This window comes from Alteromonas macleodii (assembly GCF_903772925.1).
Lineage (GTDB): Bacteria > Pseudomonadota > Gammaproteobacteria > Enterobacterales > Alteromonadaceae > Alteromonas > Alteromonas macleodii_A.
This window is the reverse complement of sequence record NZ_LR812090.1, coordinates 969,972-984,889: the sequence shown is the minus strand read 5'-3', so window position 1 is coordinate 984,889 and position 14,918 is coordinate 969,972. Positions and strand designations below refer to the sequence as shown.

The 14,918-nt window shown below is 44.2% G+C and carries 9 protein-coding genes; 4 read left to right on the top strand and 5 right to left on the bottom strand.

What is annotated here, in order from left to right; all coding sequences use genetic code 11:
- Positions 1–23 precede the first annotated feature (23 nt).
- The 4 genes from PCAR9_RS04310 to PCAR9_RS04295 form a co-directional block, all read right to left on the bottom strand.
- Positions 24–1,220, bottom strand: a complete 1,197-nt coding sequence (locus tag PCAR9_RS04310) for an ABC transporter permease (protein ID WP_179982560.1) — start codon at positions 1,218–1,220, stop codon at positions 24–26.
- A complete protein-coding gene (locus tag PCAR9_RS04305) occupies positions 1,204–2,025 on the bottom strand; it encodes an ATP-binding cassette domain-containing protein (RefSeq protein ID WP_118490106.1) in 822 nt (273 codons plus the stop codon). Before PCAR9_RS04305 ends, PCAR9_RS04310 begins: the two co-directional genes overlap by 17 nt.
- Before the next feature lie 305 nt (positions 2,026–2,330).
- Positions 2,331–3,377, bottom strand: coding sequence for a recombinase RecA (gene recA, locus PCAR9_RS04300; protein WP_179982559.1), 1,047 nt, complete (start codon positions 3,375–3,377; stop codon positions 2,331–2,333).
- 120 nt (positions 3,378–3,497) lie between these two features.
- A complete protein-coding gene (locus tag PCAR9_RS04295; protein WP_179982558.1) occupies positions 3,498–4,037 on the bottom strand; it encodes a CinA family protein in 540 nt (179 codons plus the stop codon).
- Between the two features lie 144 nt (positions 4,038–4,181).
- Here PCAR9_RS04295 and mutS point away from each other — a divergent pair, with 144 nt between their 5' ends.
- From mutS to eno, 3 genes are all read left to right on the top strand, one after another.
- Positions 4,182–6,794: a DNA mismatch repair protein MutS gene (gene mutS / locus PCAR9_RS04290; RefSeq protein WP_179985148.1), complete on the top strand. Its 2,613-nt coding sequence runs from the start codon at positions 4,182–4,184 to the stop codon at positions 6,792–6,794.
- Between the two features lie 156 nt (positions 6,795–6,950).
- Positions 6,951–8,582 (top strand): CTP synthase, encoded by a 1,632-nt coding sequence (gene pyrG / locus PCAR9_RS04285; protein WP_179982557.1) that lies wholly within the window; start codon positions 6,951–6,953, stop codon positions 8,580–8,582.
- Between the two features lie 59 nt (positions 8,583–8,641).
- A complete protein-coding gene (gene eno, locus PCAR9_RS04280; protein WP_179982556.1) occupies positions 8,642–9,934 on the top strand; it encodes a phosphopyruvate hydratase in 1,293 nt (430 codons plus the stop codon).
- A gap of 459 nt (positions 9,935–10,393) precedes the next feature.
- Here eno and PCAR9_RS04275 read toward each other — a convergent pair whose 3' ends face one another.
- Complete coding sequence (locus PCAR9_RS04275) at positions 10,394–13,351, bottom strand: TonB-dependent receptor (RefSeq protein WP_179982555.1); 2,958 nt, start codon at positions 13,349–13,351, stop codon at positions 10,394–10,396.
- Positions 13,352–13,871: 520 nt separating this feature from the next.
- On the opposite strand from PCAR9_RS04275, the gene PCAR9_RS04270 reads away from it, so the two are divergent.
- Positions 13,872–14,624 carry a hypothetical protein gene (locus tag PCAR9_RS04270; RefSeq protein WP_179982554.1) on the top strand — a complete coding sequence of 251 codons (753 nt, stop codon included), beginning with the start codon at positions 13,872–13,874 and terminating at the stop codon, positions 14,622–14,624.
- The last annotated feature ends 294 nt before the right edge of the window (positions 14,625–14,918 follow it).

Genomic DNA, 14,918 nt, shown 5'->3' with positions numbered 1-14,918 from the left:
CTATTCACTCAATACTTTTCAGACTATCTAAACAGTACTTTTTCTTTGTTAAACCAATGGATACAAAAGAAAATAAGACCTGCCGCAATGACTGCTGTAGACGTAAATATGCCAAATAGCGCGAAGTAATCCATAGTGCCTTTGAACAGCTCTTTCATGGCAAGGGCAACGTTAGTAAGCGGTACCCAAACCCAGCCACCTTTTAGCTCTACTCCCGGCATCATCGCAATGATTACGGGGAAAATAACCACCATAATTAGTGACCCCATATAGCTTTGCGCTTCTTTAAAAGAGCGGGCATAAATAGAAAGCGATAACAATACCGCCGCAAATACTGCGACCACTGGCACTAACATCAAGAAAATCAGTAAGAAGTCTACAAGACCTATCATTGACATGATCTCAACGACGAATTCAACAGCCATGCCTTGGGATAACACTAGCCCCCATATAGCCATGGAAGACACCGTTATTAGCGCGGTAACAATACCTGCGGTAGCTACCGTAAAGAACTTACCCAATACCAACTTGTGACGATCCATTGGCGATATAAGCAGGGTTTCTAAGGTACCACGTTCTTTTTCACCTGCGCCCAAGTCTGAGGCTGGCGCCATGGCACCTTGTAAGCACAAGATGAATATAAAGTAAGGCAGCATACCGCCTAAACGTTCACCCCACACTTCGCGATCATCCGCCACATTTTGCTTTTCTATTTTAATCGGCTTTAGTAAAGCCTCTTGCTGAGTTTCATCAAGGTTTAGCTGTGCAAACGCGCTTTGCTGAAACGCGTCTGTATATTCATCAATAATATCGGAAACACGCCCCATAACTTTGTTTAGGCCTGCATCGTTTAAATAAAGCTGAATCTTATGTTGCCCTGAACTTAATACATCACTATCGAAACTCTCTGGTATAACCAACACAAAGTCCAACGTTTCGTTTTTAATGAGTTTGGCATAGTCAGTCTCATCGCCAATCATAACTGGCTCGAATTTATCAGAAGCGTCGTTAAAAGACTGCACAATTTCCGGTGCATAGGTTTCGCCAACAATCGCGTATTTCAACACCGCGTTCTCTGCTTTGTCCGCCGCTGAACTCATAAAAAAGAATGCGACACCAAAGATGGCAGGGAATAATAAAAGTGGTAAACCAATCATAAATATGATGGTTTTCTTATCCCGTAATAGCTCTTTGAACTCCTTTTTAAAGATTAACCACATTTCCCATCTCCTCAGAATCCATTGAAAGTGTTTTTAGGAAGCTCTTATGCATTTGCCCAGCCTCTGCACCATTACCAGAAAGTGCACTAAAGGCGGCAAGCGAATCGTTAAATACTGTTTCTCCTTGATTAATGACTGTTACTTTGTCACAAAGAGCTTGTACTTCGTCGAGGTGGTGAGTAGAGAAAATTACCGGTGTACCTTTATCCTTAAGACGTTGGATAAATTCCATTACGGTACTAGTCGCCATAATATCAAGGCCAGTTGTAGGCTCATCGAGAACCACCAACTCTGGCTCGTGAATAACCGCACGGGCAATCGACACTTTTTGTTTCATGCCTGATGAAAAATTCTCCGCTCTTCTATCAAGGAAGGTTTGCATATCGAGCAAGTCAGCTAACTCTTCAATACGTGCATTAATCACATTTTTTGAAATGCCGTGTAGCTCACCGAAGTAGCTAATATTTTCACGCCCACTTAAACGGCCGTATAGACCCGTTGAACTGGAAAGAAAACCAATCTTTTTTCGCGCAATGTTTGGGTTAGAAAGTACGTCTTCGCCACCTATGAGCACTTTACCGCTGTCGGGTTTAAGCGCTGTTGAAAGCATACGCAATGTAGTGGTTTTACCTGCGCCGTTAGGCCCTAGCAGTCCCAGAACCTGACCTTTTTCGCAAGTAAAAGACACATCCCTTACTGACTGAAAATAACGCCCTTTTAAACGCGGGTCCTTCTTCTCTTGTTCGCTAAGCTTTTTCGGGTTTTCCACCGTAAAGCGTTTAGCGAGACCTGATATTTCAATCATTCCCTTTTCCCTCTTGATGTAAGCTGTTCTCAATATTAATCGTTGTTCAAGGCATTATTTGCTGTAGCCGCAAATTTTCCTTATTCATATTCCGAAATGTTGAACCTTGGAAATACACCATAAGCCAATCTTTCTTTGTAGTCTTCGCTTATCGTACTTTATTACAGCATTCCCTGTTTTTATTTTTTGTACAAGTTTCAACCGGATATTAAGTGTTAGTAAATATTTCTTAATATACCCTGCGTAGCAAAGGCATAAAAAAACCCACCTTTCGGTGGGTTTTTAAGATACTTGTAAAACCTATCTTATTCAGGAAGTACGTCGTCTTCGCCCTGTGGCAAGGCTTCTTCAGCCTGCATGGTTTTAGAAAGCAATAACTCTTGACGGATCTTGGTTTCGATCTCATTAGCGGTTTCAGGGTGTTCCTTAAGATACTTCATTACGTTTGCTTTACCTTGACCAATGCGATCGCCTTTGTAGCTGTACCAAGCGCCGGCTTTATCAACAAGCTTCTGCTTAACACCAAGGTCGATAAGCTCAGCCTCTTTACTAATACCTTCACCGTAGCGAATCATAAACTCGGCTTGCTTAAACGGAGGCGCGACTTTGTTCTTCACTACTTTCACGCGGGTTTCGTTACCTACTACCTCGTCGCCTTCTTTCACTGCGCCGATACGGCGGATGTCTAAACGAACAGAAGAGTAGAACTTAAGCGCGTTACCACCGGTAGTGGTTTCTGGGTTACCGAACATTACACCAATCTTCATACGAATTTGGTTGATGAAGATACATAGCGTATTAGAGCGTTTAATGTTAGCCGTAAGCTTACGCAACGCTTGTGACATTAGACGGGCCTGAAGACCAACGTGAGAATCACCCATGTCACCTTCAATTTCCGCTTTAGGTGTAAGCGCTGCTACAGAGTCAACGATAACAACGTCTACTGCACCTGAACGTACTAGCATGTCGCAAATTTCTAGCGCTTGCTCACCAGTATCAGGCTGAGATACCAATAGTTCATCGATGTTTACGCCAAGCTTTTCAGCGTAAACTGGGTCTAAAGCGTGCTCAGCATCTACGAACGCACAGGTTTTACCCTTCTTCTGCGCTTCAGCAATAACTTGAAGCGTAAGCGTTGTTTTACCAGAGGATTCAGGACCGTAAATTTCTACTACACGTCCACAAGGTAAGCCACCTATACCTAGAGCGATATCAATGGTTAGTGAGCCAGTAGAAATCGCTTCAATATCCATGGCTTGGTTATCGCCTAAGCGCATGATGGCGCCTTTACCAAATTGCTTTTCAATTTGGCCAACTGCGGCGGTTAAAGCTTTTGATTTGTTATCGTCCACGTATGTATCCTCTAGGATTTGCGGTTAAATTCTGTATTGGTGTCTTCCATATCTTTTATGAAATTACCAAATAATGATCACATTCTATACTGTACAAGCATACAGTTTCAACCAGTGTTTTTAAATTTCGTTCAACATTTTAACCAAGTGCGTTATAGCAAAGCTAATAGCGTGTTGACGTACTTCGTCGCGATTGCCGCTAAACACCTGTTTAATTTGCGCTTCGTGCTCCCCACATAAAAAGCCAAACCACACAGTGCCTACTGGCTTTTCTTCGCTGCCTCCTCCAGGTCCAGCGATGCCGCTTACGGTCACTGCTAGCTGCGCACCGCTATTACGTCGCACGCCTTCTGCCATTTCTTTTACCGTGTGCTTCGACACTGCACCGTGCTCGTTAAGCGTCTGCTCGGTAACACCTAATATGTTCTGCTTCGCATCATTTGAGTAGGTCACCCAAGATTGATTAAACCAGTCAGAGCTTCCCGACACACTGGTGAAAGCAAAAGCAATCCCCCCACCTGTACAGGATTCTGCACTAGATACACTCCAACCTTTTGCTCTAAGTGCATCTCCTAGTGCCTGAACTTGCGCAGATAATGCGCTATCAAGCTTTAAAGGGCTGGCGTTTGCCGTCGAATCAGTTGAAAATGTTGTGCTCATTTGGATATACCTAGTTACACCTGTTGTGCTTTATCAGATCTTCGCTTGATCTTAGTGGGCGTGAGTTTATCATTTATTCCCCTTAACAGGCATAAAACCCAGCAACAAATTCGCAGAGGCATTTTTTTGGAATCACATACTCCTATGATGCGCCAATACCTGACTATTAAGGCGCAGCATCCGAATATTCTACTATTTTATCGCATGGGCGACTTTTATGAGTTGTTTTACGACGATGCCAAAAAAGCTGCGGAATTACTGGATATATCGCTAACAGCAAGAGGGAAATCTGGCGGCGAACCTATCCCTATGGCGGGTGTGCCCTACCATGCGGTGGAGAGCTACCTCTCGCGCTTAGTCAAGATGGGCGAGTCGGTTGCCATTTGTGAACAGGTTGGCGACCCTGCCACCAGTAAAGGCCCTGTTGAACGCGCAGTGCAGCGTATTGTTACTCCCGGCACAGTGACCGATGAAGCGCTACTAGAAGAACGTCGCGACAATATTCTTGCGGCAGTGTGCGGTCATAGTATGCATTATGGTTTGGCAACATTAGATGTCACCAGTGGCAGGTTCGTTATCTTTGAAAGCGATAGTGATGAAGGCCTATTGGCGGAGATTCAGCGCATTAACCCAGCAGAACTTCTTTACCCTGAAGGGTTTGAAAGTTTGGCACTGGTTGAAAATCGTAAAGGGCTTAGACGCCGCCCTGAATGGGAATTTGACATCGATACCGCCACCGAACAGCTAAATGCACAGTTTGAAACCAAAACATTAGATGGCTTTGGAATAAAAGGCGTCACTAAAGGCTTAGGCGCAGCGGGCTGCGTTTTACAATATGTAAAGGATACCCAGCGCACTGCTCTGCCTCACATTCGCCGCATCCAGACCGAGCAGCAAGACAGCCGTGTGCAGCTTGATGCTGCCACGCGTAGAAATTTAGAGCTTACTCATAATTTATCGGGTGGGCAGGAAAATACACTATTCAGCGTGATGGACACCACCACCACCGCCATGGGTAGTCGTATGCTACAGCGCGTTATTCATTCGCCTTTAACAGACCAGCATGAACTTCACAGCCGCCTTGATGCTGTTGAAACTTTCATTAACGACGACCCTGAGGATATTCGACTAGCGCTAAAACACATTGGTGATATAGAACGTATTATGGCTCGCTTAGCCCTTCGCTCTGCGCGCCCTCGTGACTTTGCTCGCCTAAAAAATGCATTTAATGCACTGCCTGATTTACAAGATGCCTTAGCTAGGTTCGATACAGGGCAAATCAGAAGTATCAGCGAAACCATTGGCACTTACCCAGAGCTTCAAGCCCTGTTAAACGATGCCATTATTGATAACCCGCCAGTAGTAATACGGGATGGCGGCGTAATTGCCGAGGGCTACAACGCAGAACTTGACGAACTGCGCAAGCTATCACAAGGCGCTACTGACTACCTAGACGCTATGGAGCAACGAGAGCGCGAGCGCACTGGCATTTCCACGTTGAAAGTGGGCTATAACAAGGTCCACGGTTTTTTTATTGAGATTAGCCGTGCAAACAGTGCGTTAGCGCCTGCAGAATATATTCGCAGACAAACCCTTAAAAACACTGAGCGCTACATAACGCCAGAACTTAAAGAGCACGAAGACAAAGTATTAAGTAGCCAAGGAGCCGCACTTGCCCTTGAAAAGCAACTTTATGAAGCACTGTTCGACAATTTTGCACCATACCTAAACAGGTTAATTGAAACGGCTTCTGCGCTTGCTAAGCTTGATGTACTGTGCTGTTTTGCTGAACGTGCCGTGTCACTTGATTGGTATCGACCAAACCTAAGCCAAGAATGCGTACTTACCTATGACGCTGGTCGCCATCCTGTAGTTGAAAACGTGATGAAAGACCCTTTCATTGCTAACCCACTTCAGCTAGATACCGAACGCCGCATGTTAATCATTACCGGTCCTAACATGGGCGGTAAATCAACTTACATGCGACAAACCGCGCTGATTGCGTTACTAGCCTGTATTGGTAGCTTTGTACCCGCTGAAAACGCCCATATAGGAAAGCTTGATCGCATATTTACGCGCATTGGCGCATCGGATGATTTAGCCTCAGGTCGCTCTACCTTTATGGTCGAGATGACAGAAACGGCGAACATCCTAAACAATGCCACAGAAAACTCGCTAGTATTAATGGATGAAATAGGACGCGGCACCAGTACCTATGATGGTTTATCACTGGCTTGGGCCTGTGCAAGTTACTTAGCAAAGCAGCTTAATGCTTATACCCTTTTTGCTACCCATTATTTCGAACTTACTGAGCTTCCTGAAACACAAAGTGGCGTGGTAAACGTGCATTTAGACGCGATGGAGTTTGAAGATACCATACGCTTCATGCATACCGTATCAGAAGGCGCGGCGAGTAAAAGCTTCGGTTTACAGGTTGCGCAACTTGCAGGTGTACCTAAAGCGGTAATAAAAGCGGCCCAACAAAAACTTGCCGTATTAGAGTCGTCACATCTTATGACCAGTGACGAGGCGGAAGCTGCTGGTATATCAACTGAGTCACAGCGTTCTCGTAAAGACCTAAATAAAACAAGCACATCAGGCAAAGCCAAGACAAACTCAAAAGGCCAAGCGGAAATGCTATTTCCAGATAAACCACACCCAGTGGTAGAGACACTTGAAAACTTATCGCCCGATGAGCTATCACCGCGCCAAGCGCTAGACCTTATTTACACACTTAAGCGTCTAAGCCAGTCTTAAACCAAGCTTAAGCGCGTATAAATTGCGCATCATGTGGGCAAATTGATTGTCTGCCCACATGATTTTGCGTATACTATCGCCCCGTCCAAAGTGTAGCTGGTTTTGTTCTAAACTCAGCCTATATTTACCATACAACCCAAACGTTCTAGGTTTCGCATGACAAATTATATTTTCGTCACAGGTGGTGTAGTTTCATCGCTAGGTAAAGGTATTGCTGCAGCATCGCTGGCCGCAATTCTGGAAGCTCGCGGTCTCACCGTAACCATGTTAAAACTCGACCCTTACATCAATGTCGACCCGGGCACTATGAGCCCTATCCAGCATGGTGAAGTATTTGTTACTGATGACGGCGCTGAGACCGACCTCGATCTTGGTCACTACGAGCGTTTTATTCGCACCCGCATGACAAAGCGCAATAACTTCACTACCGGCCGTGTATATGAGGAAGTGTTAAAGCGCGAGCGTCGCGGTGATTACCTTGGTGCAACTATTCAGGTTATCCCTCATATCACCAATGAAATTAAGCGTCGTGTAATTGAAGGTGCTGAAGGTCACGATGTGGCTATTGTTGAAGTGGGTGGTACCGTAGGTGACATCGAGTCACAACCTTTCTTAGAAGCGATTCGCCAGCTTGGTACGGAAGTGGGCCGTGAGCGCGCAATGTTTATGCACTTAACGCTAGTACCTTATATGCCAGCGTCAGGCGAAGTAAAAACTAAGCCTACGCAGCACTCGGTAAAAGAACTGCGCTCTATTGGTATTCAGCCAGACATTCTTGTGTGCCGTTCAGTGGGTGCATTACCAGCCAGCGAACGTTCTAAAATCGCGCTGTTCACCAATGTTGCTGATAAAGCGGTTATTTCACTTAAAGACGTAGACAGCATTTACCGTATTCCTGCTGCACTTAAAGCGCAAGGTATGGACCAGCTGGTTGTAGACCGCTTTGGTTTAGAGTGCAACGAAGCAGACCTATCTGAATGGGAACAAGTGCTTTACGCTGAGTCTAACCCTACAGCTGAAGTAAATATCGGTATGATTGGTAAGTACGTTGAATTGCCTGATGCCTATAAGTCAGTTAATGAAGCGCTTAAGCATGCTGGTCTTAAAAACCGACTGACCGTAAATATTCATCACATCGACTCACAAAATGTGGAAAGCAAAGGCACACAAATTCTAGAGCAGTTGGACGCTATCTTAGTACCTGGCGGCTTTGGTGAACGCGGTATTGAAGGTAAAATCGCAGCAGCCCGTTATGCTCGAGAGAACAAGGTGCCTTACTTAGGCATTTGTTTAGGTATGCAAGTCGCGCTTATCGAATATGCACGTAATGTGGCAGGTATGGAAAACGCGAACAGTACTGAATTTAATCCAGACACACCTTATCCTGTTGTAGGTCTTATTACCGAGTGGTTAGACGCTGCGGGTACCACTGAAGTACGTACCGAAACGTCTGACTTGGGCGGCACTATGCGCTTAGGTAGCCAGCTTTGCCACCTTATTGAAGGCACAAAAGTTCACGAGATGTATGGCGATGCTGAGATTTACGAGCGTCACCGTCACCGTTACGAGGTAAATAACAACCTGCGCGACCAAATCGAAGCAGCAGGTCTGAAAGTAAGTGGTTTGTCCACTGACAAGCGACTTGTAGAAGTGGTGGAAATCCCTGATCATCCATGGTTCATTGCGGGCCAATTCCACCCTGAGTTCACATCAACTCCTCGGGATGGACACCCACTATTTACTGGTTTCGTTGCTGCGGCAGGAAAATACCAGAAAGAAAATCATTAATTTCTAATAAAAGGGGCGCTCTCTCCCGTTGCGCCCCATTCAATTGTTGAGGAAAAAACATGGCGAAAATTAGTCGCATTATCGGACGCGAAATCTTAGATTCACGCGGTAACCCTACTGTAGAAGCAGACGTATATTTAGAATCGGGCGTAATGGGCCGAGCTGCAGCACCATCAGGTGCCTCTACTGGTAGCCGCGAAGCACTAGAACTACGCGACGGCGACAAGTCTCGTTACCTAGGTAAAGGTGTAACAAAGGCAGTTGCAGCAGTTAACGATACCATCGCGCCAGCACTTATCGGCAAAGATGCACTAGCGCAAGCTGATATCGACGGCATCATGATTGACCTTGATGGCACAGAAAATAAAGAAACACTTGGTGCAAACGCGATCTTGGCTGTTTCTCTTGCTGTAGCTAAAGCGGCAGCGGCGGAAAAAGGCGTAGCGCTTTACGAGCACATTGCAGACCTAAACGGTACTGCTGGTCAATACTCAATGCCTGTACCTATGATGAACATCATCAACGGTGGTGAGCACGCTGACAACAACGTAGACATTCAAGAGTTCATGGTACAGCCAGTTGGCGCGAAGAGCTTCAAAGAAGCACTACGTATGGGTGCTGAAATTTTCCACGCACTTAAGAAAGTACTTTCTGCTAAAGGCCTTAACACGGCAGTTGGTGACGAAGGTGGTTTTGCACCTAACCTTAGCTCAAACGCTGAAGCACTAGCGGTAATCGTAGAAGCAGTTGAAAACGCTGGCTACAAAATGAATGAAGACATCACGCTAGCACTAGACTGTGCGGCGTCTGAATTCTACAAAGAAGGCAAATACGTACTTTCTGGCGAAGACAAGAGCTTCGATTCAGAAGCGTTTGGCGACTATCTTGCAGACCTTTCTTCACAGTACCCAATCGTATCAATTGAAGACGGCCTAGACGAAAGCGACTGGGGCGGCTGGGCAAGCCTAACTAAGAAGATTGGTGACAAAGTACAGCTAGTTGGTGACGACTTGTTTGTAACTAACACTAAAATTCTTAAGCGCGGTATCGATAACGGAATTGGTAACTCAATCCTTATCAAGTTCAACCAAATTGGTTCACTAACTGAAACCCTTAACGCGATTAAAATGGCGAAAGACGCTGGCTTTACAGCGGTTATCTCTCACCGTTCTGGCGAAACTGAAGATGCGACCATTGCTGATCTTGCAGTAGGTACAGCAGCGGGCCAAATCAAGACTGGTTCACTATGTCGTTCTGACCGTGTTGCTAAGTACAACCAATTGCTTCGTATTGAAGAAGCACTTGGCGACGCAGCAACTTATAAAGGCCGCAGCGAAATTAAAGGTCAATAAGTTTAGCCCTAAAGTGGCTTAACTCACTTTTTAAAAGGCACCAGCGTAATTCGCGGTGCCTTTTTTGTATGTGATAAGTAACAATACTCTCGTCGAGTCTGTTCTCTGTTCTCTGTTCTATGTTCTATGTTCTATGTTCTATGTTCTATGTTCTATGTTCTATGTTCTCTATAAAGCTTAAAGCGAATCACAGCCCCTTCAACCAATCACTTATGGTTTTTAGCTACTCAGTGAAGTTGTCTAGCTCAGTGACGATATGAGAATTTCAGTAAACTACATTCGCACATGAATTCAATAGGAAAGGCAAGTCGTCAAAAATAGATAAATAGCGACAATATAAGGGCTATTAAAAAAACAAAAAAAGCCCTAACTGGCGTTAGGGCTAATGCACACATCACAACCACACTTTGTGATCCAGGGTGTATATACTGCCGCGTGCCACGGCAGTTGTTTTACAAATTAGAAACGATAGTTTGCACCTACAGTAATTCTTCGGTCAGTAAGACCTTGGAAGCACAGAAGTGACCCTTCGTTAACACAGTACTGCTCTACTTCAGACTCAGTAATGTTTACTGCCTCAACACCAATATTAAGGTTTTCGTTAACATCGTAAGTCACACTTGCATTTAACTGACCGCGGTCAGCTTGTACCGCAGGGAAGCCCCATGGGAAGCTAGACGTACTGCCGAAGTCATTGGTACGGTAAGCTTCACGCCATGTGTAGCGCATACGAGCAGATAAACCGAATTTCTCGTAGTAAAGCGTAATGTTGTAAGCGTTTTCTGAAAGGTTAAGAAGACCTTGAACTGCCGTTACGTCGATATCTTCGACACCCGTAGTAGCAGCGAATACCGCGTCTGCACGACTTGTCGCAGAATTTTCTAGTTTACCACCAGAGAATTCTTGTATTGTGTAGTTAGCAAGCACACCGAACCCTGATGCCCAGCCTAGTTCTTGTTCAAAGCTGGAAAGGTCATATTGAACAGCAATTTCGATACCCTTCTGTGTTGTTTCAGCAGGATCGTTCACTTTTGTCTCAGTACCAACACAAACACCTGTACCTAGTTCTGGGCCAAACACGTTAATATCAGCGATAGGGTTGAAGATACCACCGCCTTCACATGGGTCAGTGAGATCGCGGTAACCGGTTGTAGGATCCTCAAAGGCACTTACGATTTGGTCTACGTGTAACTCTTTACGCGTCTTGTGGAAAAAGCCAACACTCAACACGCTCGCCTCAGCGAAGTACCATTCAGCGGCTATGTCGTAAGAAATAACCTCTTCAGGTTTCAAGTTAGGATTACCGATAGCTACGTTCGGGTTAGGGCTAGTACTGAATGTTACCGATGTAGAAAGGTCGTCAAAGTTAGGACGACGAATATCTTTACCCGCACCAAACCTCAACACAACATCATCCGCCACATCAGCAACTAAGTTAAAACGTGGTAAGAAATAGTTATAATCAGATTCAGATACAATTGTAGAAACAATATCGTTGCCAGCATCATCCTCTGTTACAGAGTTACCCGTTGAAGTTAGATCAGTTTGAACGTAACGAAAACCGAAGTTACCTCTAAACATTTCATACTCGAAGTTAGCTTGAGCATAAAGTGCGTGCGTATCTTCTTCGATATCAAAGAAACCTGACGAACTTGCCGTTGGTTGACCTAATGACCGTGAAGAGCCGTGTGCTTCAAGCGCACTTTGTAGCGTTGCTAATACACCGTCTGGGTCAGAAGAAACCAGTTCAGGATCGATGAGAAGAAAATCTTTTACGTATAACTCTCTACCATCAGCTTCGTTAAAGTTGTCTGGGCCAGCCACTAGTAAATCAGAGAAGAGGTCACCACGCGGACTATCTTCCATTGAACGCAAACCTACGCTGGTGCTGATGTCCTGCATCATACTGCTAGACTTGTTGTAACGATAGCCAAAATCAACAGATGTGATAAGCGAGTCAACGTAATAGGTGAAATCGACTCTGAACGCATCCTCAGAATTTTCAACAACATCACGACCGATGTTAACGTCACGAAGTACTACGTTGTAAGGGTCTAATAATTGCTCTACAGTTGGGGCATATTCTGCCCCCTCAGCAATACCAAATGTTAGTGCACCTCCGCTAAGATCGTACGCAAATGGTACTGAGTTATCGTTCGCACCACCGGCATCTAACGGCGCATTCGGGTTGATAAAGTTAAGCGTTGTATTAAAGCTTGGCGTAGTAGTATCAGACGATGAAGAGGCTACCTCTGCAAATACGCTCCACTTTTCGCCCTGCCATTCACCACCTAAGCGGAAAATTTCACTCTTCGTTACACGAGAATTTGTATCTGTTGATAAACGTAGGTTCGGATCGTCGTCATCGTTTTCCAGGTTTACAGGTATAACGCCACGTAGTGCCGCCTGGATAGAGCCTAGGTTTGTACCACCTAAAGAACCAAAATCGATAGTTTCAAACTCGTCTGGAACAGAAATGTCATTTAGCGCACTTACGCCCGATGCTTGAACTCGAGAACTCTCTTGCAAACGTTCTTGATCATTAATAATGGCGTCAAAGAAAAACTTAGTGTTGTCATTCGGCGCCCATTCAATAGTACCTACTAGGTTTTTAGTTTCGTACTCGAAGTTATCGTAATCTTGAACGAAGAACTGGATAGGTAGAAAATCAAAAGACTGAGCACTTGCTACGCCACTATCTGAAGCAACTAAGTTATCTCTATCTGCGCGAGGACGAAATGCAGTTACGTCTTGCTGAGCATAACTACCACTTATTACAACACCAATGGTACCGTGGTCGGTATCCCAGTTATCACCAAACGTGCCTGAAATACGAGGTTGAAAGTTGCTATCAGTGGTTAGGCTGCTGTTCTCACCTTGTACACGAAATGCTGCAAGCTGTTCATTAAGCTGTAAGGGGCGGATTGTTTTTAGGTTGATCGTACCACCCACTGAACCTTCAATGGTTTTTGCATCAGGTGACTTGGTAACCTCTAGGCCTGCTATAATCGCTGCTGAAACGTCCTCAAAGTCAATACCGCTTCGACCTGCACCTGAGCCAACTGTTGAAACACCGTTGATTTCAGTACGGTTGGCATCGGTACCACGAATTTGAACACCCGTACCAACACCCGCTTCACGCGTAATCTGAATACCGGTAATGTTCTCTAATACTTCTGCTAAGTTCTGGTCTGGTAACTTACCAATGTCCTCTGCTTCGATAACCTCAACAAGGTTATTTTTAAAACGCTTTTCATTCATTGCGCTCGCGAGCGACGCACGGATCCCCGATACCTCAATGACTTCTACGTCTTCGTTTTGTTCTTGCTGTGTTTCTTGTGCATTTACTGATGCGGTTAGGCTTAGTGTCGTAGCCGAAAGTACCGCAAGTGTAATCTTTGATAACTTGTGTGCCATGTGTGTTTTCCTCTTAAGGATTGAGGAATGTTTAATCACTCATTCCTTACCACTTAATTGATTTGCAACTTACCCGCCCTGCAAACTTGTCTTACACCTACTTTACAAGACAGTTACAAAAGTAAGACAAGTTTTTACATTGGTCAACACAAAATGTTAAAAAATGGTCAATTTTATTTATATTTTTGGCATTACCAATATTTATAAAGGATAATTCAATAAGGTTCCACGTCATATTAAATATAAAATAAACTATAAAATACAACGGGTTATAAATTTTGAGCGTATTATTCTTATTTTTTAACATTGCCTATACATGCGGCAATCCTTGCAACATAATTGGTCATACAGATTTTTCGTTAATTGGTAGTATGCCAATCCATTGTTAAAAAATGGATGAAACTTAAGTTTGTCAATCGCTCAGCTCATTGGAGGCAATGCCTATTGAAATCGCTATGTGGCGCTTATTGCCGTTTCTTGATACGGTTAAACAATAATCAAACAGATGTGCAGATAAGTAATGACATCAGAGAAACCTTCTTCTCGATCTCAAACAGGCTTTTTCAGTGAATCGGGTGAATTAGGGGGAAGCCATGCGCAGTTCACCGAAATTTGTACTGCGCTCTATGAGAGAGAATTATTGACACTCGCTCATATGAACACAAACAACGCGTCGATGTTGAAACGTCGAATGGGCGGTCTGCCCTATCATATTCGAAGCGTTGCTCGCTTTATGGTTACACAACTTCAATTGTCTCCTCCGCTGAAAGTCGATACGCACAACGGAAGTTGGTTTTCTAAGCAACCGGGTAAGTGCCCTGGTTTAACGCAAGATAATGAAAAATGTGTACAATGGTTTAAGAAAAATACGGATTACGGTTTAGTTGTTCCTGTACTTGTTCAAAGCATTGAAGGGCTTACGATTGAACTTGATTCTATTGATATGTTTCGGGAGTCCAGAGACAAGATTCATTTAAATAAACATGGTTGGTTCGATTTAGGCGAAGGCCAATTAACTAAAAAATGTTCGGCACTAGATACTATTAACACTCTACCTACTGATGAAATATCAAAAAGCGCATTTTCTTCGTCCCAACTATCATGCACCACACTTACGTTGTTAAAACCTACTAAAGCTATAATGAGTAGTGCTTGCTGCGGTCATATGTGGAACTATAAATCAAAAACTAACCCGCGTTCCCTTTCGTTACGAGAAATGCGCTTATCCACTCGGCTCGATTGGAAAAGTTTCACTTCAACACGTAAAAAGTAATAATTATTCACTTTTACTGCATGGTATCCCGCCAATCCAAATATCATCTTTTTAAGATTTTTAGTATATGCATCCTAACGATTTGCTTAAGCAATATTAAGATTTGCCGAATACAACGTAAAGTGTGAGGCACCTTCAGTCTAAAGAGCAGATATTAGGATGAGCATCCTAAATAATTAAAAGATAGCTTTTATATACGAAAAATATACTCATTATCGTAAACAATGGTTGACCTCTCCCCGTCACATGGGTACATTGTCGCTATCAACTTGGTCAGCAAAGAAACAACAGCAA

Excerpts from the sequence above, each read along its gene's own strand:
- PCAR9_RS04270 (WP_179982554.1), top strand. The coding sequence starts at position 13,872 with ATGACATCAGAGAAACCTTCTTCTCGATCTCAAACAGGCTTTTTCAGT.
- eno (WP_179982556.1), top strand. The coding sequence starts at position 8,642 with ATGGCGAAAATTAGTCGCATTATCGGACGCGAAATCTTAGATTCACGC.
- pyrG (WP_179982557.1), top strand. The coding sequence starts at position 6,951 with ATGACAAATTATATTTTCGTCACAGGTGGTGTAGTTTCATCGCTAGGT.
- mutS (WP_179985148.1), top strand. The coding sequence starts at position 4,182 with ATGATGCGCCAATACCTGACTATTAAGGCGCAGCATCCGAATATTCTA.
- PCAR9_RS04295 (WP_179982558.1), bottom strand. The coding sequence starts at position 4,037 with ATGAGCACAACATTTTCAACTGATTCGACGGCAAACGCCAGCCCTTTA.
- PCAR9_RS04275 (WP_179982555.1), bottom strand. The coding sequence starts at position 13,351 with ATGGCACACAAGTTATCAAAGATTACACTTGCGGTACTTTCGGCTACG.
- PCAR9_RS04310 (WP_179982560.1), bottom strand. The coding sequence starts at position 1,220 with ATGTGGTTAATCTTTAAAAAGGAGTTCAAAGAGCTATTACGGGATAAG.
- PCAR9_RS04305 (WP_118490106.1), bottom strand. The coding sequence starts at position 2,025 with ATGATTGAAATATCAGGTCTCGCTAAACGCTTTACGGTGGAAAACCCG.